Origin of the sequence: Campylobacter showae (assembly GCF_963515975.1) — a bacterium.
Taxonomy (GTDB): Bacteria; Campylobacterota; Campylobacteria; order Campylobacterales; family Campylobacteraceae; genus Campylobacter_A; species Campylobacter_A showae_F.
This window is the reverse complement of sequence record NZ_CAUPZM010000015.1, coordinates 35,441-55,114: the sequence shown is the minus strand read 5'-3', so window position 1 is coordinate 55,114 and position 19,674 is coordinate 35,441. Positions and strand designations below refer to the sequence as shown.

The following is a 19,674-nucleotide window of genomic DNA, read 5'->3' as shown; positions in this document are numbered from 1 at the left end:
AGCCTAAAAAACGAGCTTGCGGGCAAGATGCAGCTACTTTTTTACATCTATCTTTTAAAAACTGGCTTAAATTTAAAAGAGGTAAAAGGCAAACTAATCAGCGGTAAAAAGGTGATTTTAGTGGAGGATAGCAGCGAAAATTTCGCTCTAATCGAGCAAATTTTAAGCGAGATAACGGCACTCGTAAATCTAGAGCGACCGCCGAAATTTACGCAGGGCAAATTTTGCGCAAACTGCGCTTATAGCGGATATTGCGTGAGTTAGATTTGATGTACGCCATTTTATTTTACGACATCGCCGGCGCCGAGCAAAAAGAGAAAAACAACGCAAACCGCATCAGAAAGGCGGTCGAGAAGTTTTTGCCGCGCGTGCAGTTTTCCGTTTTTGAAGGCGAGATTCGTGAGAGCGATTTTAAAAAACTAACCGCGATTTTACAAAAAGAGTGCGCTAGCGAGCTCGATTCTATCGTGATTTACACGTTTAATTCGCTGAAGTATTCCAAGCGTATCGTAATCGGACAGGATAAAAGCGGCGCGCTGTTTAGTTAAATTTGCTCGCGTAAATTTGCCGAATTTGACGGCGCTTGAAATCCCGGCTAAATTTAAGGAAAAAAGATGCAAAAAAGCGACAGGACGCATTTTATTTTGAGTGCAGGCAGGCTTCGTAGGCAAGATAACAATATCTATTTTGACAAATTTGACGATACGGGCGCGGTCGTCGCTAGTAAAATTTTGCCGATAAACGCGATCGATGAAATTTACGTGCTGGCAAAAGTGCAGATCGACACCTACACTATGGCGTTTCTGGCGGATAACAACGTCCTTTTGCACGTTTTTAGCTCATATCAGAGCTTTCGCGGCAACTTTTATCCAAACACCTCAAACTCGGTCAATAAAAGCGGCTTTGTGCTACTAAATCAGGTTCGCGCCTTTGACGATCCCATTAAGCGCGCCTACATCGCCCGCGAGATCACTCGCGCGCACATCCTAAACGACGCGGCAAACTGTAAAAGACACGGCGTAAAATTTGACGTCTCGCCCCATATAGAGGCGCTAAACGCCGCCGCGGACGTGCCTGCGATAATGGCGGTAGAAGGGGCGTTTCAAAAGCTCTACTACGAAAAGTGGAATGAGATAATCGCGGATCAAAAAAGCTTTAAATTTACCGTCCGCTCCAAGCGCCCGCCCGCCGATAAAATCAACAGCTTCATAAGCTACGTAAATACGCGCATTTATAACGTCTGCCTTAGCGAAATTTACAAAACCGAGCTTGATCCGCGTATCGGCTTTTTGCACGAGCCAAACTACCGCGCGCTGAGCCTGCACCTAGATCTTGCGGAGATTTTTAAGCCGATTTTGGGCGATACGCTGATTTTTAGCATGCTAAATAAAAAGGAGATCACGGCAAAGGACTTTCAAACCGACGCCGGGCGGATAAAATTTAGCAACGACGCCGTGCAAAAGATCGAGCTAAAAATGATCGCGAGGCTTGGCGAAACGGTTTCGCTGGGCGGGCAAAATCTCACATGGCGGCAGGTGATCCGCCGCGAGGCTAATCAGATCAAGAAATGTATCTGCGAAGATGCGCCTTATGAGGGATTTAGGTGGGGGTAAATTTGATATTTTGTTGGTAGGGGCGTCATTTTAAAGTCAAATTTGACTTTTGCACCCTTGCTACGGTGTTTGTTTTACGTTAAAATGGCGTTTGCGATTTTGCTTTGGATGTTTGTGGTAAAATACAAAATGCGCCCAACTTATAAAATTTGCTTTTGTCGTTGCGGGCGGATTGGGGTTGTTGAGTTACCTTATCGCAGCGGGCCATTTGATTTCTATGCGTCATTTTTAAAATCTAAATCATCTCGATGAAGCTTTTTCTAAGATTTTATAAATAACGAAATTTAGGGTATTTCGTATCGATACTATTTTGCTTTTTATGCAAATTTAAGGCGTAAAAATATAGACTTTGAGTTTTAATAGCCCTAAAAATGTATATTTTGGTGCTGTTAAAATTTACTCCGTTGGAGTTTGAAACTGAACCAATACCTGCTTTTTACGACGGTTACTATTTGTTAAAATTTACTCCGTTGGAGTTTGAAACTAGCGTAAGATATAGAAAACTGATTAGATTTTTCGTTAAAATTTACTCCGTTGGAGTTTGAAACATGGCTGAGAAATTCGGACTCCCGATACTATTTTTAATGTTAAAATTTACTCCGTTGGAGTTTGAAACACCGTAAAAGCCAGAGCCGTCACCGTGACCAGGACTAGTTAAAATTTACTCCGTTGGAGTTTGAAACGAACTCACGATGCTAGGATTTTATCTCATACCGTGTTAAAATTTACTCCGTTGGAGTTTGAAACCGTTAGAAACGATGACGTATTTTTCAATGTTTCGGACGCGTTAAAATTTACTCCGTTGGAGTTTGAAACACGCGAGTTTAAAAATAACCTTAAGCTTTGCAAGGTTAAAATTTACTCCGTTGGAGTTTGAAACTTTCATCTACCAGCACGATACGAGCTTAACCCTTTCTAGTTAAAATTTACTCCGTTGGAGTTTGAAACAAAGATGGGAGTTTGTTTGAACAAAATATGACCGTTAAAATTTACTCCGTTGGAGTTTGAAACCGAATCCCACAATCGGCGTTGCGGCTAGAGCTAATGGTTAAAATTTACTCCGTTGGAGTTTGAAACAAACTTGCAAACATTTTAAAAACGCAAATGCCGTTTTTGTTAAAATTTACTCCGTTGGAGTTTGAAACAAAATAGAAAAGCTCAAGAAGAAATCAACGGCAATGAGTTAAAATTTACTCCGTTGGAGTTTGAAACTGATCCTTCCGAACCGGAAGAGGGTTGGGTTGAAGTTAAAATTTACTCCGTTGGAGTTTGAAACTGCAGAAACCGTAACGAAACAAGAAGTCGATGAAGTTAAAATTTACTCCGTTGGAGTTTGAAACTCGCGATTGACTACATCAAATTCTACGCCCTCTTGTTAAAATTTACTCCGTTGGAGTTTGAAACTTGATAAACCGAGTTTTTTGTCGTGAAAACCGAGTTGTTAAAATTTACTCCGTTGGAGTTTGAAACATTAACAATAGTAAGTATAGCTTGGTCCATATAAATGTTAAAATTTACTCCGTTGGAGTTTGAAACCTCTATGATAGCGGTTTCGGCTTTGTATAAAGACGGTTAAAATTTACTCCGTTGGAGTTTGAAACCTACCCGCCAACAACTACCATACAACCAAAAAATCGTTAAAATTTACTCCGTTGGAGTTTGAAACTTTAATTACTTCGCCCTATACCACAAATTCAAATGGTTAAAATTTACTCCGTTGGAGTTTGAAACTAATGCTTATAAGATAGAAAAAAAGACCGATAAAGTTAAAATTTACTCCGTTGGAGTTTGAAACCGTGCGTTTTTGGCCCGTATTTTAGGGGGCTTTTTAGTTAAAATTTACTCCGTTGGAGTTTGAAACAAAAGCAAATTTCTTTACCTGGTGGAAAATCTCAGTTAAAATTTACTCCGTTGGAGTTTGAAACGTTGGTGTGTTTTTACACTTGCCCCCTCGCTCTCTTGTTAAAATTTACTCCGTTGGAGTTTGAAACTTCCAAGTGTTGAGTCCATAGCCCAAGTATGTGTTGTTAAAATTTACTCCGTTGGAGTTTGAAACTAATTTTCGAGAAAATTGCTTGAGTGAATTAAATGCTAAAATTTACCCCATTGAAGCGATGCAATGTTTTAAAGAGGGTATCGTATAAAATTCGCAGATAAATTTTACGTTTTCAAAAAGCCGTATCCGAGATCAAAATCGTAAATTTAGCCTCAGATACGACCGATGAATGCTATTTAGCGGATTTTAAAATCGCCTGATAGCCTTGTTTTTTGAGCGCCTCTACGACCGTATTTTCCGCAAAATCGTCCTGGACGACGATGTCGGCCGTTTTAGCCTCCAAATTTACCTCGAATTTCTTCACGCCGTTAAGCGTATTTAGCGTCTGCGTGATGACCTCGTAGCAGCTCACGCAGGCCATATTGGGGATCTCGTAAACCAAAGTCTTGTCCGCAAATGCCGCCGCGCAAAGCGCCAGCGCTAGAGCTAGCTTTTTCATTCTTTGATACCGACTTTGTATTTTTTGGCTTGGATCGCATGCACGATATCCATCACATTCACGCCGCTATCTGCGGTGATGTTTACGTCTTTGCTTTTTAGATCAAAGCTCACTCCGGTGACTCCTTTGACGCCCTTTGCGGCATCTTCGATTTTCTTAGCGCAGCCGCCGCAGTTCATATTCGGCACGTTTAGTTCATAGGTTTGCTCCGCAAAAACAGCGCCGCAAATCGCCGCCAAAAGTAAAATTTTCTTCATCATCGCTCCTTGAAAATAATATTTGATGTGAAATTGTATCACTATATTTCTTATATATTTATTATTTTTATTTATATTAAAATGTAATATAATTTACTTTTTTCTTATATTTAAAACTAAAATTTGACGTCAAATTTTAGCTGATTTAAAGCGGATGGAAAAATATTGCGGGAAAATCAAGAGGGGAATTTAGCCCGCAAAAAGCATAACTTGCAGGCTAAATTTATAAAATTTATTCTTTTGTTTTTGCCATTCTGCGGCGCATAGTCGGATCTAGATAGCGTTTGCGCACGCGTATGTTTGAAGGCGTGACTTCGACTAGCTCGTCCTCCTCGATCCACTCCAGAGCGCGCTCTAGACTGAGCTTTCTAGGCGGTACGAGCTTGATAGCGTCGTCAGAGCCGCTAGCGCGTACGTTGGTTAGGTTTTTGCCTTTGATCGGGTTTACGTCCAGATCGTTTGGACGGCTGTGCTCGCCGATGATCATGCCTACGTAGGTCTTGGTTTGCGGATCGACAAAAAGGATGCCGCGATCTTGCAAGTTCCAGAGGCTATACGCTAGCGTCACGCCGTTTTCCATCGACACTAGAGCACCGTTGCTGCGGTGCTCGACGCTACCGATGAGCGGGCGAAACTCGAGGAAGCTGTGGTTCATGATACCCTCGCCTTTCGTATCGGTCAAAAACTGGCTTCTAAAGCCGATGAGACCGCGCGCAGGGATCTCAAACTCGATCCTCGTCTGCCCGTCGCCGGTCGGGTGCATCGAGACCATCTCGGCCTTTCTGCGTCCGAGCTTTTCGATCACGGTGCCGCTAAACTCGTCCGGTACGTCGCACACTAGTAGCTCAAACGGCTCGCAGCGCACGCCCTCGATCTCTTTGACAATAACTTCCGGACGTCCGAGACAAAACTCAAAGCCCTCGCGGCGCATATTTTCGGCCAAAATCGTTATCTGTAGCTCGCCGCGGCCGCTAACCTTAAATTTACCTTCGCCGATGTTTTCGTAGCGCATCGCGATGTTTGTTTTCATCTCGCCGGATAGTCGCTCGTCGATCTTGTTCGAGGTTACGTGCTTGCCCTCGGTACCTGCTAGCGGACTGTCGTTTACGCTAAATACGACGCTAAGCGTAGGCTCCTCGATTTTTAGCGGATCAAGCGGCATAGGGGAGTTTGGATCTACGACGCTATCGCCGACGTCCAGCGCCTCAAAGCCCGCTATCGCCACGATATCGCCCACCTGCGCCTCGTCTATATCGCGGCGCTCAAGACCCAAAAAGCCGATGAGCTTTGAAATCCTACCCGTCGTTTTCGTGCCGTCGGCTTTAGCGAGCATCACGTTTTGGTTTTTAGAAATTTTACCGTTAAAGATACGCGCGATGCCGATTTTACCGACGTAGTTGTCGTAATCAAGCGTGAAAACCTGAAGCTGCAAAGGGTTGTTTATATCGCCGCTAGGAGCCGGAACGTGAGACAAAATCGTCTCAAAAAGCGGCTGCATATTTACGTTTTCGTCGGCTAAATTTAACTTCGCGTAGCCGTTTCTAGCCGCCGCGTAAACGACGGGAAACTCTAGCTGCTCGTCGTTTGCCTCAAGCGCTACGAAAAGGTCGAAAATCTCGTTTATCACGCGATCCGGATCGGCTGCGGGTTTGTCGATTTTATTTACGACGACGATCGGGCGAAGGCCGAGCGAGAGCGCCTTTTTCACGACGAATTTAGTCTGCGGCATTACGCCTTCTTGCGCGTCTACGAGCAGCAAAACGCCGTCGACCATCTTTAGCACGCGCTCTACCTCGCCGCCAAAATCGGCGTGGCCCGGGGTGTCGATGATGTTGATTTTGGTGTCTTTGTAGCGGATCGCGGTGTTTTTCGAGAGGATCGTGATGCCGCGCTCGCGCTCGATGTCGTTGCTATCCATCACGCGTTCGCCGACGGCTTGGTGCTCGTTAAAAGTACCCGATTGTTTCAAAAGCTCGTCAACCATCGTAGTTTTGCCGTGATCGACGTGAGCGATGACGGCGATGTTTCGTATCTTTTCCAAAATTTTTCTCCGTTATTAAAATAGGGCTGATTTTAGCCAAATTTTCCTTATAAAAATAATAAAGCTATTTTGGAACGTTTCTTGCATGGCTCATGAAAGTTAAATTTAAAGGGTTTTTATGCAGACTACTCAAAACGATATTTTATCATTTGACGCGAGCATCAAAGGCGGCGTGAAAAAACAGAGCAAAAATGCGCAAAAAGGCGGCAAAGAGGACGGCGAGTTTCTCTCTATGGTGCTAGATGCGGCCGCTAAAAAGGGCGAAAATTTAAGCGAAAAAGATCTAAAAGAGATGGCAAAAGCGGTAAATTTATCCACCCAAACGGCTCAAAATCAGCAAACTAAAGCGCCCATCCAAAGCACGGACGTAAAAGAAATTTTAGGCGAGGAAGCGGCGGAAAATTTGTTTGAAAATGCGACCTTTATGCAGCTTTTGCAAATTTTAGAGATGCTTAGCGGCGGCGAGAAAATCAGCAAATTTCCAAATTTCGAAAATCGCCTAGCCAAAGCGCTATCAAACGAAACGACTCTAAACGAGCTAAGGGGAGCTAAAAATCTAAACGAGCTAATAGAGATTGCAAATAAGCTAAATTTGGGTCTGGAAAATATCGAAGTGACGCAGGTTCAGGCCGACGAGCTAGGCGAGAAATTTCCGAGTTTGGCGAAAAAAGATTTCTTTGAACCCGTAACTCCTAAGAAAAATTTTGCATTTAGCGAGCTAAAAAACAAGGTCGAAGAGGCCATAAACGCAAACGAGCCAGAGCCAAAAGATACGCTAAATAAGCTACTGCAAGAAGTTTCTAAACCAAAAACCCAGAGCAATGAAACAACGACCGTAAACAAAGTAGAAGAGGTAAGCGAAGAAAATATAAGCGCGCTAAACGCCAAGAACGTAAAAGAAAAGCCGGAGAACAATAGTGCGGCGGATGAAATTTTAAAAGCCGATAAAAAAGAAGAAAAACGGGTAAATTTGCAGTCTCTTTTGTATCCGGAAAGAGAGCAAGATCAAGGCGAGCAGACCGAACAAAATAGCAATCAAAATAGCGATAGCGAACTAAACGCGATGGTAAAAGACGTGATCTCAAACGCAAAGGCTCAAACTAGAAATTTCCAAGCCGTGCGCGAAACGTTTGATAACTTTAGCTCAAATTTAAAAGAGCAAGTCGCGGCCTACAAATCGCCGTTTATGCGCTTTAACATCACGCTAAATCCGCTAAATTTGGGCGAAGTTGAGATCACGATGGTAAATCGTGGCAACAATCTGCACATAAATTTCAACTCAAATACGCAGACGATGAACCTGTTTTTACAAAATCAGGCCGAGTTTAAAAACAGCCTCGTAAACATGGGCTTTACCGAGCTTGAGATGAACTTTAGCGATCAAAATCATCCTAAAAAAGAGCAAGGGCAAAAGAGCTACAAAGGCTCCAAATTTAGCTCAGACGACGCCGAGCAAGGCGAACCGACTGCGCCTCGTTTAGAGCTCGTCGTTCCACGCTACGTGTAAATTTGGAATCAAATTTGCTTGAGATATAAAAATTTAAAGGATAAAAGATGGCAAACGGACTAGAGACCAATAACTTTACGGTAAACAACCAGGCCGCCAAAAAATCAGCGGACGCCCTACAAAAGGCCGCAGGCACCAATCCAAACGCCCAGCTAGACAAGGACGCTTTTATGAAACTTCTTTTGACCGAGCTTCAGTATCAAGACCCGACAAGTCCTATGGACACGGAAAAAATGCTAACCCAAACTAGCCAGCTAGCCTCGCTTGAAATGCAAGAAAACACAAACAAAATGATGCAAAAGCTAGCCGACCAGCTAAAAAATAGCACAAATATGTACGCCGTCGGAGTGCTCGGCAAGATGGCTAAAATCGGCGACAGCGGCATCGTAAAAGAAGAAGGCGCGGGCGTCAAATTTGCAGGGTTTTTAGAAAGTGCAGCAAAAGGCGGCACGATAAACATAAGAGACAATAACGGCAAACTCGTAAGAACGCTAGAGTTTGGCGAAGCAAAAGCCGGCGCAAACAACTTCGAGTGGGACGGCAAAGATAGCGCAGGTAACGACGCAAAAGCAGGCACCTACTCGGTAGAGATAAACTACGTAGATCTCGCGGGTAAAGCCAAAAGCGGTGGCGTAGGCAACTATCTCGTAGAGGGCGTTAAATTTATCGACGGCATCGCGCAAGTAAAGGTCGGCGGACAATACGTCAGCATCGACAAAGTCAAAGAATTTACCGAGCCGTCAAAAGGATAAATCCATGGTAAGAAGCCTATATAACGGCGTTAGCGGCGTCAGAACGCAGGGGTTTGGTATGGACGTGTGGGCAAACAACGTCTCCAACATAAATAACGTCGGCTTCACCGCTTCGATACCCGAATTTAAAAGCATCTTTTATCAAACCTCCATCGCCGCGGGCAATAACCCGACGCAGGACCAAGTCGGCCTTGGCGCTACGGGCATGACGACGGCGCTTAGCTTTTATAAGCAAGGCCCGTTTATGAAAACCGATAACGACCTAGATATGGCGATCGGTGGCAAAGGATTTTTCGGCGTAACGAACGGCTCAGGCACCTACTATACGCGCGCCGGTAGCTTTGGCGTAGATAAAGACAGATATCTCGTAACAAATCAGGGCAACTACGTCCTAGGTACCCAAAACGCGCTAACCCAGGTCGCTCCTAGTCCGGGCGCGATAGAGGCTTTTGGTAGAGTAAACGGCACGGCTGCAGTCACGCAGGCCTACACGCCAAGCATTGACACGACCGACCTTGACCTTGGCGACATCGGCTCTCAGGGCAAGATTCGCCTACCGGAGTTTTTGTATCTACCGACCAAACCGACCTCAAAGCTAACTTTTAAAGGCAATCTCGACTCATCTTTTAAAACCGAGCCTATCACATTGCCAGTCGATGCGGCAACCTACAATAGCAACATAGATAACACCTCTAGAACCATAAATTTACGAGGACGAGTCACGGCTGATGCTACGATAACTCGCCCAAGAAAAGGCGATCTAATCACCGTAACGGCAACCGACGCAAACGGCAAAACGGCTGAATTTAGCGCTCCGATCGACGAAAACGGCAACTGGAGCATAAGTCAAAAATTTGAAAATGATTTTGACCTAGCCACAGCGCCAAATTTAACAGCCAAGATAAACACAACCAAAGAAGTAGCAAATCAGGAAAAATACGCAACCGAGCTTTTAAATGCGGACGGCACGAAAAATAAACTTGAACTAACGCTAACAAAACGCATACCTCAGGGCGCCAACGGTACAGTTTGGGACGCGGTAGCCACCGTAAAAGACGCAAGCGGCGCAGTGATCTCAAACTCTAACGGCGAGTTAAATTTCGATCACGAGGGCAGATTGGTTAGCACAACCCTGGCTTCGATAGATAGTAGCGGCTCTCAAATCGAGCTAGACTTCGGCACTCCCGTGGCTGCGGGTCAAATTTACTCAGGAGTCACCAGTACTGCGCAAGCAAAAAGCATCTCGATCGCCCAAGACGGCGTACCAGAGGGCATTTTAAAGGATTATCACACTAATAATTCGGGCAATATCTTGGCGCAGTTTACAAACGGCCAAGTCCGCTCCGTCGGCAAAGTCGCGCTCTATCACTTCCAAAACGAGCAAGGCCTTGCAAAAATGGGCGATAATATCTATTCGCAAAGCGCGAATTCTGGCGCGGCGTTTTTCTACAAAGATGCAGGCGGCAAAAGCATCTACGGCGCCCAAATCGCCAGTCGTACGCTCGAGCAGTCAAACGTCGATCTAGCGCAGGCCCTAACGGAGATCATCGTCACGCAAAAAGCCTACGACGCTAATGCCAAGAGCATAACGACTAGCAACGAAATGCTCCAGCGCGCAATCGAGCTAAAGCGCTAAATTTAACCCGCGAATTTGACGCGGGTTAAATTTAGTCTTAACCGTAAAAGCCAAATTTAACGCGATCAAATAGCTTGCTTCAAGATATCTAAATAAATTTTTAGCTAAAATCAGCCCCAAATTTTACAAAACAAAGAAAAGACATGAACCGAAAACGAATCTACAACCCAAGCTCAAACGAAAATTTGACCGATCGCCGCGTATTTAACGGCAATCCGCACGGCATTTTAAATTTCACCAAGGCAAAATACCAGTGGGCGCTCAAGCTCTGGGACCTGATGGAGGCTAACACGTGGTTTCCAAAAGAGGTCGACACCACCGACGACGTACGCGACTACGCCTACAACCTCACGCAGGCCGAAAAGCGCATGTACGATCTAGTTTGGAGCCAGCTCATCTCGATGGATAGCTTCCAGACAAACAACCTAGCCGACAACATCAACCCGTACATCACCGCGCCCGAGATCAACGCCTGCCTAGCGCGCCAAGCCTACGAGGAGGCTAATCACTCCAAGTCCTACGCCGTCATGGTCGAGGCTATCTGCGACAACACCGACCTGATCTACGAGATGGAAAAGCACGACGAGGTTTTGCGCGAGAAAAACGACTACATCTCAAGCGTTTACGAGGAGCTAGCGGGCGAAGTAACGGACGAAAAGCTACTGCTAGCCATGGTGGCGAATCAAATTTTAGAGGGCATTTATTTTTACAGCGGTTTTACGGCGATTTATGCTCTGGCGCGTGCGGGCAAGATGCTAGGCAGCGCGCAGATGATCCGCTTTATCCAGCGCGACGAGATCACGCATCTGTTGCTATTTCAAAACATGATAAATAGCGTCCGCACCGAGCGTCCCGATCTTTTCACGCCTGAGACGGAAGCTAAAATTTACGACATGTTCGAGCGCGCGGGCGAGCTTGAGATCAAATGGGGCAAATACATCACGCAAAACCAGATCATGGGCTTTACTGACGACATCATCGAGCAATACATCCGCTACCTCATCGATCAGCGCCTAGTCGCCATCGGACTGAAACGCCGCTACAACGTCCCTCACCCGATCAAATGGGTCGATGATTTTGCTAAATTTAACGACCAGAAGTCAAATTTCTTTGAAGCAAAGGTGACAAACTACAGCAAAGGAAGCATCAGTTTTGACGACTTTTAGTCCAAATTTATGCCCTATCGTCCTAACTGCGCCGACTTGCCGGCAAAGACAGGACGAACTACTAGAAAAAATCGCCGCCGCACCCGAAAATTCGGTTATCCTAGCTAGCGAGCTGTGCGTGAGCGGGTATGATTTCGACGGATTTTTTAGCGGGGCAAACCGAGCAATGCTGGGCGGTTCTATCGGTAGCTTTGATGCTATACTTTTTGAGGCTCTTCAAGAAGCGCTAAGTCCCGATAAACTCCTCGGACTAACGCACCTAACGAGCCTAAACCGCGCCAAAGGACTCGCGCAAATTTCGATCACGCAGGCGCAAAAAAACGAAATTTACAACGAATTTATCCTGCTAAACAGCCAAAACGTCTTTTATACGCAAAATAAATCAAAGCTTTTTCGCCCAAATTTAGAGCACGAAATTTTTGCTGCGGGTGACGACGGGACGATAAAGCCGTTTGATTTTAAAGGGCTAAAAATCGGCGTTTTAATTTGCTTTGAGCTTAGATTTGCCCATCTTTGGCAGCAGCTAAAGGGCTGCGATATCATCCTCGTGCCCGCGATGTGGGGAAAGGCGCGCGAGGACGCATATCTTACGCTTTGCAAGGCTCTAGCGATTGCCAATAGCTGCTACGTCGTAGCCGCAAGCTCGCTTGATTTGGAGTTTTCAGGAGTATTTTTGCCGAGCGGCGAATTTGCAAAAGAGGCTCAATTTGACTCAAATTTGATCCTTGAAACCAAACGGAATTTGGGGCTTTTATGACCGCTCTTGAAAAATCAAAATGCACAAACATGGCCGACGAGATCGGCGATATACTCACTCTGACGCCCTCGCTTTATAAGGCTCTTTGCGACACTCCGCGCGAGATCTTTGCGCCCGTCACTCGCCACGCGTACAGCCTAGACGCTCAGCCTATCGGCGGAAATCAATGGATCAGCTCGCCTCTAACGGTAGCCAAAATGACGCTGGCGCTTGAGGCCGAAGATATCGACAACGCCCTAGAGATCGGCTGCGGTAGCGGTTATCAGGCGGCGATTTTATCGCATTTGGCACACAGGGTTTTTAGCGTCGAGCGCATCGAAAAGCTCGCAAGCGAAGCCAAAAAACGCTTTGAGGTACTTAAAATCCACAACGTCCACGTGCGCTTTGACGACGGAAACGTCGGCTGGAAAAGCTACGCGCCCTACGACAGGATCTTGCTTTCAGCCGCAGCGCAGCAGGTGCCGCAGACGCTTTTTAACCAGCTAAAAAACGGCGGCATTTTAGTAGCTCCTATCAAAAAAGACGGCAAGCAGTTTATCGTCAAATTTACAAAGGATGCTCGCGGCGAGATAACGCAAAAAGCGCTTGACGAGTGCTTATTCGTACCGCTTTTGGGCGGGGTAGAGTAGCGCGGAGCGTCAAATTTGACGCCGTTACTTTACGAGCGCCGCCTTTAAATTTAACTACGCAAACTCGTTTATCACGTAAATTTAGCCATACGTTAAACCTAAAACTGTATAATCATCGCACAAATTCTTAACAAAGGAGCTAAAATGGCAACAGATTGCGAGTTGGTTAATTTCTCAGAGGAACACGAGCTAAACACGGTGCTAGCAAGACACGGCAAGGCTCAAAGCATCGCAAACCGCGAGGTACTTTGCGAGCTCGGTAAAGAGTGTAAGGAAAAACTAGGCAAAAGAGTGCTAACGCAAGATGAATTTGACGAGTTTTTAAAACCCGTTTTAAATCGCCTAGAGAATAAAAGAGCTTAAATTTCGGGGGATTTCCCCGAAATTTCTATTCAAATTTCCCGCTTTTTAAATACTTATACTATTTTCTCGTTTTCAAATTTACATTCTCAAAATTTAACTTCAAATTTGATTGCCAAGCGGCAAAAAACGCACGCAAATTTGCAAACCCCAAAACCGGCAAGATCCATAAAAGCCTGGCGCGTCAAATTTGACGTTAGTATAAATTCGGAGCGGCTTAAAAACAAAGCATAAAGCCAAAACCGCGCCGAATTTAACCGAGCTACGCCCTAAAAATGTACCTTAAATTTTGCCCAAAAGCTTCTGCCCGGCTCATAAAGCCTCGTGCCGTTCGGGATAGTCTCGTAGCCTGCGATACCGCCGCCGTAGCCGCCTTTTGAGTTATGATAGGCGTATTTGGCGTCGTTTAGATTTTCCGCCGCTAGCAAGAATTGATAATTTTTGTATTTATAGCCCGCGCTTAGCCCCAGCGTCCAAAAGCTATCGCTCTTGCCCAGGTCCATGCCGCCCACGTCGCCGTAGCCTTTTTGCGCGCGGTTTTGCGACGCATTAGCGTAGAAGTCGGCTTTGACGAACCAGTCTGGCTTTTCTAAGCCGGCGCTTAGTTTAAACGCTAGAGGCGAAACCTTAGGCAGCGCGTCGCCGTCTTTTAGGCCGCCCGCGTTTTTAGTCACCTTGCCGTAGACGTAGGATACGCCCGCCACCAGCCTAAACATATCGGCTAGCAGCGTAGTGCCCTCTATCTCGCCGCCGTATAGCAAGGCGTCGGTATTAAAGGCGTCTGAGGACATGCCCATAGTATTATATTTTAGCATGATATAATCATCCATCTTTGAGACGAAGAAATTCGCGTTTAGTTCGTAGTTTTTATCTTTTAGCACTGCGCCAAAATCCAGCTGCGTGTTTCTTTCCTTATGTAGCGCTAGGTTTGCGTCCTTGTTCGTTTCCCAGTGATCGGGCATCCTTTGCGCGTGTCCTAATCCCGCATAAAGCGTTAAATTTTGCAGATATTTTTCGTATCTAAAAAAGCCTGAGAATAAATTTTCTTTCCTACTCTTATGCGTTTTTAACAGTTTTCTCTCGCCCGCGTCCAGCCTAAGTCCGCCAAAAAGCCCGTAGTCGTTTTCAAGGACGTATTCGTTTTGAGTGTATATCGTTTTATACGTTACCTTACGCTCTTTTACGTGCGGCTTTGATACGGCGGCGTCCATTTCGGCTTTAGATACGCCGGCTCCGCCCGTTCCGGCGCCTCGCCATTTAAAGGAGTCTTGCGAATAACCCGCGCCGATGAAGCTGGTTAGATTATCGAAATTTAACTCGCCTTCTAGCTTAAAGCCGTACATATCGCGTATCGGATGACTGATGCTATATCCCTTGCCGGGCCCCGTACCCGGCACCACCGGACGCATGGTGAAGTTGTCCATTATATGGTCGATTTGATGATAATACGAGCTTAGCCTGATCTTGTGCTCGCCGACGTCTTGTTCAAATTTGAGCCCGAAAGATTTACGGTCAAACTGTATGCCGTCCCTCATCCTATCGGCATACGCCGCTTCGCCCTCCCCCAGATCCGCACTTAACTGCAATGCGGTAGTTTCCGTGGGCGTTAGCGTACCCACGAGCGAGACGCTGTTGCGTTTATAGTGCGTATGCATTTTCTGCCCGCCGCCGCTTTTATAATCGCCGCTTTCGTAGTGTCCGCCGGAAACCTCTATGCTGCCTAGCTCGTTACCGGCTGCTACGTCCGCGGTAGTTTCAAACCGCTTAAAACTGCCGCCCAGCACGCTTACGTTTCCTCCGAAGCTCGGTTTTGACAGCCTTGCTATCTCTCTATCGAAAAATATACCGCCGCTAATGAGCGCGCCGTATCTGACGTCTTGCGGGCCTTTTACGATACGAACCGAGCTGTAGTTTTGCGCCGAGATGTAGGTGATGGGCGTATCCATACGCATGCCGCAGCCGCCGTTTAGCGTGCTACCGTCGATCAACACCGGCAGCCTAGCCGCCGTCTGCGAACGATAATAAACCTCGCTACCGCCTCCGCCCTTACGCTCCATCGTAAAGCCGTTCAAATTTGAAAGCGATTTGGCGATGTCACTGTTTTCCAGTATCGCGTCCTTGCCGACTATTTGCGCATTAGTCGGCTCGTCGAGGGCTGATTTTTGCATTTTTGACGAGACGGTAACGGGACTCAGGCTTACCGCTTCCTCGGCGCTAAGTATCAAATTTGACGCCATGGTCAGCGCCAAAACGTAAGAAATTTTCATTTTCGCTCCTGCAAAATTAATATTTAATATTGAAATTGAAGCAAAAATCGACTTAAATAAAGTATGAATATTTATGTAATGTTAATTATTTTGTGTGAAATTTAGCTCAAACTCTGATATTTCAGTCGTTTGCGTTAAGTGTATAGAAAAGTAACTTCAACGGATTAGAATTATAAATTTAAGTAATCTCGGTTTCATCAAATTTGAGTTTAACGAAACCGAGATTAAATTTACAAAATCTCTTTTACCAGTAGCTGCGGCGTGACGAGTCCGCGAAATGAGTTTTTCGATACCGAAAAAACTAGGTCTATGCTCTCGCCCGCATGCGGCTCGCGAGTGAAGTTAAAAAACAGCGCTTCAAGGCACTTGCCATCTTTTTGCAGGATGAGTTTTAGGTGATTTTGCTCCCTGCCGATTAGTTTTTTATTTTTGACGACGGCGGATTTGATCTCAAAGAGCGGGCGCGGATTTTTCTGTCCGTAGGGCTCAAAATGCTCTAAAATTTCAAGCAGCTCAAAGTCCACTTCGCCGGCTTCTATCTCGCCTAACGGCTCGTCAAACGCGCTAAATTCGTGCAAATCCATCAGCATGCACGAGCTATTTATCGCGTTTTTAAACGCTTCTAAATTTGCCGGATCTATCACGATACCGGCTGCCCCCTTGTGTCCGCCGTAGCCCGCGAGCAAATTTTCGTGGCTAGCGATGAGCGAGAGGATGTCTAGCTTGCCCACGCTTCTAGCGCTGCCTTTGGCGCGGTTTTCGTCGATGCTAAAGACGATGGCGGGCTTTTTAAACTGCTTTGCAAGACGCGATGCGACAATACCGATGACGCCCTCGTGCCAGCCCCTGCCCCACGTCACGATAATATGCTCGTCCTCGCGCACGTCCTTTAGCGAGCACTCAAAAAGCGTGCGCTCCTCCTCCTTACGCGAGTTGTTAAAGCTCACGATGGTGTCGAGGCACTCGCAAGCTCGGTCTAAATTTTTGGCGCGCAAAAACTCAAAAGAAACGCTCGCATCGTCCATACGGCCCGAGGAGTTGATGAGCGGCGCGATGAGGAAGCTGATGTCGTCGCACTCGAATTTATCCTTGCCGTAGAGCTGCTTTATCGCGGTAAATGCGGGCCTGCGCGAGCTATTTAGGCGGTTTACGCCAAGCTTAACCAGGATGCGGTTTAGGTCGCGAAGCTCCATCATATCGGCGATTATCGCGATAGCCAGGAGGTCGAGAAATTTACCCATATCGTAGTTGATGCGGCACACGTCTTTTAGTGCGCCGACTAGATACCACGCCACCTGAGCGCCGCAGATTTCGACGTTTGGAAAGTGGCAATCCTTTTGCTTCGGATTTATGATCGCATAGGCCTCGGGCAGGACATCAGGGGGCATGTGGTGATCGGTGATGATGAGATCGATGCCCTTTTGCTTGCAAATTTGAGCCGCGTCGTTTGCCGAGATGCCGTTATCTACGGTCACGATGAGGCTGGCGTCTGCGATCTCCTCGACGATTTGCGGATTTAGCCCGTAGCCGTCGCTAAAGCGATTTGGGATACGCACGAAATACTCGCTAACGCCTAAATCGTCGAAAAACTCGGCCATTATGACGCTGGCGATCACGCCGTCCACGTCGTAGTCGCCGACGATGACGATCTTTTCGTTTTGCTCGATCGCGCGTTTTATACGCTCGGCACCCTTAAATACATCCTTTAACGCATCGGGCGTAGGAATTTCTGAAAGTTTTTTGTGAATGTCATTTTCAAATCTTTGGCTCAGTAATTCCTTTATCTTTTCCTTATTTAACATCGTTTTGACGGGCTTTTGCGTAAGCCTCGCCGTCAAATTTCGCCGCCTTACTACCGTTTTTGCCTAAATTTTTGCTCGCCTCGGGGGTCAAATTTACCCCTGTCGCGCCGCAAAAAAGGCTAAATTTTGGTTCAAATTTCATCTTTTTCCTTCTTTTTTATTTTCTAATGCGCAAATTATAGCTTTTTGAAATTTAATTTCTTATAATTGTAAACAAAGCGGCGAAATTACAGGTCTGATGCGGGTTTAAGAGCTTTGTAGAATTGATACTCTTTACAAATTTAACGTTTTTAAAAAGGTGAACGCAAGCGTAAAATTTTAAATTTAATGGAAGTAAATTTATGAAAGAAATTTAGAGCCGTGCGGCTCTAAATTTGATTATTTTGATTTTTCCAGACTAGCTTTGATAAAACCCAAAACTACGGGATTTGGGTTTGTTAGGCGACTGGTGAACTCCGGATGAAACTGCACGCCGACGAACCACGGATGCGAGTTTTTGGCGCCTGCTGCAGGCGAGCTAAGCTCGACAGCCTCAATCAGTCCGTCGCTCTCGCCGCTAACTATCAGGCCGTTTGCTTCAAATTCGGCTCTATATTTCGGATTTGCCTCGTAGCGGTGGCGGTGGCGTTCTTTGATACATTTAGCGCCGCCGTAAATTTGGCTTAGCAATGAGCCTGGCTTCACGTCGCAGGCGTAAGCGCCAAGCCTCATCGTGCCGCCGATCGGGCTTTGGTGCGTGCGTATCTGCGCCCGTCCGTGCGCGTCGATGAAACTATCGATGAGGTAGATGATAGGATTTACGCACTCTGGCTTAAATTCGACCGAATTTGCGTCCTCTAGCTTTAGCACGTTGCGAGCAAACTCGATGAGCGCTAGCTGCATGCCCAGACAAATGCCAAGATACGGCACGCCGTTTTCGCGGGCGTATTTTATCGCTTCGATCTTACCGCTCACGCCGCGCTCGCCAAAACCTCCCGCGACAAGCACGCCGCCCACGTCTTTTAGTAGTTCATCGACGTTTGAAGGCTCGATTTTTTCGCTATCTATCCACTTTAAATTTACTCTCGCATCAAGGCTCGCGCCCGCGTGGATGATGCTCTCGGTTAGGCTCTTGTAGCTCTCTTTTAGATCGACGTATTTGCCCACAAATGCTATCGTGGTTTCTTTTGTCGGAGCGATGATGCGCTTAACTAGGCTGTCCCAGTTGCGCATATCAAGCTTTAGTTCGCCCAAATTTAAAATTTCGGCGATCGGGGTTAAAACATCTTGGTTATAAAACGCGAGCGGCACCTGATAGATGCTGGCCGAGTCGATACTCTCGATGACGCAGTTGCGCTCTACGCCGCAGCTGGCAGCGATTTTATCTTTTAGCTCGCGGTTTAGCGGCTGCTCGGCGCGGCAGATGATCATATCGGGGCTAATGCCGATACGGCGCAGCTCGCCGACGCTGTGCTGAGTAGGCTTGGTTTTTAGCTCGCCCGCAACCTTGATAAACGGAACGAGGGTTAGGTGGATATTCATCGCGCGTTTGCGGCCTACCTCGACGCGAAGGGCTCGGATAGCCTCCAAAAACGGCAAGCCCTCGATGTCGCCTACCGTGCCACCGATCTCGACGATCAGTATGTCGCGACCTTCTCCCGCCTTTTTAATGCGATCAACGATCTCGCCCACGATGTGCGGGATGACTTGGATCGTTTTGCCCAGATAGTCGCCTCTGCGCTCTTTTTCGATGACGGAGCTATAAACGCGGCCGGTCGTGAAGTTGTTATCTTGGCTTAGGCTCTCGTCTAAAAACCTCTCGTAGTGTCCAAGATCCAGATCGGTCTCCGCGCCGTCGTCGGTGACGAAAACCTCGCCGTGCTCGAGCGGGCTCATAGTACCCGGATCCACGTTGATGTAGGGATCTGCTTTTAGCATGCTTACTTTTAGGCCGGTATTTTTAAGAAGCGTGGCGATAGAAGCCGCCGCGATGCCCTTGCCTAGCGAGCTTAGCACGCCGCCCGTTATGAAAATATACTTTGTTTCGTTTGGATTTTTTTGCATATCGCGCCTTTTAAATTTTTAGCGAGATTATACCTTATTTAAAATTTATAAACGCTTGTGAACATAAATAATTTTGCAAGTCTAAAACTTTAAAATGATATTTTAAGTTAAATTTCTGTAGTATGTTAAGTTATGATTAAAAAATATATTAAAAACATCTCGTCTTTGTATATCGACGGCTTTAGGAACATGAAGCTTGGAAAGAGCCTGTGGCTCGTGATAGCCATCAAGCTGCTTATAATGTTCGGGATTTTAAAAGTATTTATATTTAATGAAAGTTTAAATTCGAAATTTGAGAGCGACGAGGCTAAAGCGAACTTCGTCATTTCAAATTTGACAAAGGAATAAA

Annotated in this window: 18 protein-coding genes and 1 CRISPR repeat array; of the genes, 11 read left to right on the top strand and 7 right to left on the bottom strand. The window is 46.3% G+C overall.

Annotated elements, in window-relative coordinates:
- From RWM02_RS06765 to cas1, 3 genes are all read left to right on the top strand, one after another.
- Window positions 1–264, top strand: a 264-nt coding sequence (locus tag RWM02_RS06765; protein WP_314070409.1) for a Dna2/Cas4 domain-containing protein, incomplete at its 5' end; no start/stop codon positions are given.
- Between the two features lie 5 nt (window positions 265–269).
- Entirely contained in the window at window positions 270–548 is a 279-nt protein-coding gene (gene cas2, locus RWM02_RS06760; protein WP_314070415.1) for a CRISPR-associated endonuclease Cas2, read from the top strand.
- Between the two features lie 66 nt (window positions 549–614).
- On the top strand, window positions 615–1,613 hold the full coding sequence (cas1, locus tag RWM02_RS06755; RefSeq protein WP_314070407.1) for a CRISPR-associated endonuclease Cas1: 999 nt from the start codon (window positions 615–617) through the stop codon (window positions 1,611–1,613).
- Window positions 1,614–2,001: 388 nt separating this feature from the next.
- Window positions 2,002–3,669: a CRISPR direct-repeat array (repeat unit 30 nt; unit sequence GTTAAAATTTACTCCGTTGGAGTTTGAAAC).
- A 172-nt stretch (window positions 3,670–3,841) separates the two neighbouring features.
- Here cas1 and RWM02_RS06750 read toward each other — a convergent pair.
- From RWM02_RS06750 to typA, 3 genes are all read right to left on the bottom strand, one after another.
- Window positions 3,842–4,108 carry a heavy-metal-associated domain-containing protein gene (locus tag RWM02_RS06750; protein WP_009494797.1) on the bottom strand — a complete coding sequence of 89 codons (267 nt, stop codon included), beginning with the start codon at window positions 4,106–4,108 and terminating at the stop codon, window positions 3,842–3,844.
- Entirely contained in the window at window positions 4,105–4,365 is a 261-nt protein-coding gene (locus RWM02_RS06745) for a heavy-metal-associated domain-containing protein (protein WP_122862304.1), read from the bottom strand. Before RWM02_RS06745 ends, RWM02_RS06750 begins: the two co-directional genes overlap by 4 nt.
- 232 nt (window positions 4,366–4,597) lie before the next feature.
- Entirely contained in the window at window positions 4,598–6,406 is a 1,809-nt protein-coding gene (gene typA / locus RWM02_RS06740) for a translational GTPase TypA (RefSeq protein ID WP_314070402.1), read from the bottom strand.
- Window positions 6,407–6,524: 118 nt separating this feature from the next.
- On the opposite strand from typA, the gene fliK reads away from it, so the two are divergent.
- The 7 genes from fliK to RWM02_RS06705 all read left to right on the top strand — a co-directional run bounded on the left by fliK (window position 6,525) and on the right by RWM02_RS06705 (window position 13,216).
- Window positions 6,525–7,913, top strand: a complete 1,389-nt coding sequence (gene fliK, locus RWM02_RS06735; protein WP_314070399.1) for a flagellar hook-length control protein FliK — start codon at window positions 6,525–6,527, stop codon at window positions 7,911–7,913.
- 47 nt (window positions 7,914–7,960) lie between these two features.
- Window positions 7,961–8,665, top strand: coding sequence for a flagellar basal body rod modification protein (locus RWM02_RS06730; RefSeq protein ID WP_314070397.1), 705 nt, complete (start codon window positions 7,961–7,963; stop codon window positions 8,663–8,665).
- A 4-nt stretch (window positions 8,666–8,669) separates the two neighbouring features.
- Complete coding sequence (locus tag RWM02_RS06725; protein WP_314070396.1) at window positions 8,670–10,301, top strand: flagellar hook-basal body complex protein; 1,632 nt, start codon at window positions 8,670–8,672, stop codon at window positions 10,299–10,301.
- 143 nt (window positions 10,302–10,444) lie between these two features.
- On the top strand, window positions 10,445–11,467 hold the full coding sequence (locus RWM02_RS06720) for a ribonucleotide-diphosphate reductase subunit beta (RefSeq protein ID WP_002950951.1): 1,023 nt from the start codon (window positions 10,445–10,447) through the stop codon (window positions 11,465–11,467).
- On the top strand, window positions 11,454–12,224 hold the full coding sequence (locus tag RWM02_RS06715; protein ID WP_314070393.1) for a carbon-nitrogen hydrolase family protein: 771 nt from the start codon (window positions 11,454–11,456) through the stop codon (window positions 12,222–12,224). Before RWM02_RS06720 ends, RWM02_RS06715 begins: the two co-directional genes overlap by 14 nt.
- Complete coding sequence (locus RWM02_RS06710) at window positions 12,221–12,853, top strand: protein-L-isoaspartate(D-aspartate) O-methyltransferase (RefSeq protein ID WP_314070390.1); 633 nt, start codon at window positions 12,221–12,223, stop codon at window positions 12,851–12,853. Before RWM02_RS06715 ends, RWM02_RS06710 begins: the two co-directional genes overlap by 4 nt.
- Before the next feature lie 144 nt (window positions 12,854–12,997).
- Window positions 12,998–13,216, top strand: a complete 219-nt coding sequence (locus RWM02_RS06705) for a hypothetical protein (protein ID WP_314070387.1) — start codon at window positions 12,998–13,000, stop codon at window positions 13,214–13,216.
- 266 nt (window positions 13,217–13,482) lie between these two features.
- Here RWM02_RS06705 and RWM02_RS06700 read toward each other — a convergent pair whose 3' ends face one another.
- From RWM02_RS06700 to RWM02_RS06685, 4 genes are all read right to left on the bottom strand, one after another.
- Window positions 13,483–15,480, bottom strand: a complete 1,998-nt coding sequence (locus RWM02_RS06700) for a TonB-dependent receptor domain-containing protein (protein ID WP_314070384.1) — start codon at window positions 15,478–15,480, stop codon at window positions 13,483–13,485.
- Between the two features lie 230 nt (window positions 15,481–15,710).
- Complete coding sequence (gene recJ / locus RWM02_RS06695) at window positions 15,711–17,282, bottom strand: single-stranded-DNA-specific exonuclease RecJ (RefSeq protein ID WP_314070412.1); 1,572 nt, start codon at window positions 17,280–17,282, stop codon at window positions 15,711–15,713.
- Window positions 17,272–17,424: a hypothetical protein gene (locus RWM02_RS06690; protein ID WP_314070381.1), complete on the bottom strand. Its 153-nt coding sequence runs from the start codon at window positions 17,422–17,424 to the stop codon at window positions 17,272–17,274. The genes recJ and RWM02_RS06690 overlap by 11 nt, the downstream gene beginning before the upstream one ends.
- A 236-nt stretch (window positions 17,425–17,660) precedes the next feature.
- Complete coding sequence (locus tag RWM02_RS06685) at window positions 17,661–19,325, bottom strand: CTP synthase (RefSeq protein ID WP_314070378.1); 1,665 nt, start codon at window positions 19,323–19,325, stop codon at window positions 17,661–17,663.
- A 132-nt stretch (window positions 19,326–19,457) separates the two neighbouring features.
- Between RWM02_RS06685 and RWM02_RS06680 the strand changes: the two genes are divergently transcribed.
- Entirely contained in the window at window positions 19,458–19,673 is a 216-nt protein-coding gene (locus tag RWM02_RS06680) for a DUF4492 domain-containing protein (protein WP_314039462.1), read from the top strand.
- Window position 19,674 lies beyond the last annotated feature (1 nt).

Coding starts and splice junctions, on each gene's coding strand:
- RWM02_RS06720 (WP_002950951.1), top strand. CDS start 10,445: ATGAACCGAAAACGAATCTACAACCCAAGCTCAAACGAAAATTTGACC.
- cas2 (WP_314070415.1), top strand. CDS start 270: ATGTACGCCATTTTATTTTACGACATCGCCGGCGCCGAGCAAAAAGAG.
- RWM02_RS06690 (WP_314070381.1), bottom strand. CDS start 17,424: ATGAAATTTGAACCAAAATTTAGCCTTTTTTGCGGCGCGACAGGGGTA.
- RWM02_RS06705 (WP_314070387.1), top strand. CDS start 12,998: ATGGCAACAGATTGCGAGTTGGTTAATTTCTCAGAGGAACACGAGCTA.
- RWM02_RS06725 (WP_314070396.1), top strand. CDS start 8,670: ATGGTAAGAAGCCTATATAACGGCGTTAGCGGCGTCAGAACGCAGGGG.
- RWM02_RS06700 (WP_314070384.1), bottom strand. CDS start 15,480: ATGAAAATTTCTTACGTTTTGGCGCTGACCATGGCGTCAAATTTGATA.
- RWM02_RS06730 (WP_314070397.1), top strand. CDS start 7,961: ATGGCAAACGGACTAGAGACCAATAACTTTACGGTAAACAACCAGGCC.
- RWM02_RS06685 (WP_314070378.1), bottom strand. CDS start 19,325: ATGCAAAAAAATCCAAACGAAACAAAGTATATTTTCATAACGGGCGGC.
- fliK (WP_314070399.1), top strand. CDS start 6,525: ATGCAGACTACTCAAAACGATATTTTATCATTTGACGCGAGCATCAAA.
- cas1 (WP_314070407.1), top strand. CDS start 615: ATGCAAAAAAGCGACAGGACGCATTTTATTTTGAGTGCAGGCAGGCTT.
- RWM02_RS06680 (WP_314039462.1), top strand. CDS start 19,458: ATGATTAAAAAATATATTAAAAACATCTCGTCTTTGTATATCGACGGC.
- RWM02_RS06710 (WP_314070390.1), top strand. CDS start 12,221: ATGACCGCTCTTGAAAAATCAAAATGCACAAACATGGCCGACGAGATC.
- RWM02_RS06745 (WP_122862304.1), bottom strand. CDS start 4,365: ATGAAGAAAATTTTACTTTTGGCGGCGATTTGCGGCGCTGTTTTTGCG.
- recJ (WP_314070412.1), bottom strand. CDS start 17,282: ATGTTAAATAAGGAAAAGATAAAGGAATTACTGAGCCAAAGATTTGAA.
- RWM02_RS06750 (WP_009494797.1), bottom strand. CDS start 4,108: ATGAAAAAGCTAGCTCTAGCGCTGGCGCTTTGCGCGGCGGCATTTGCG.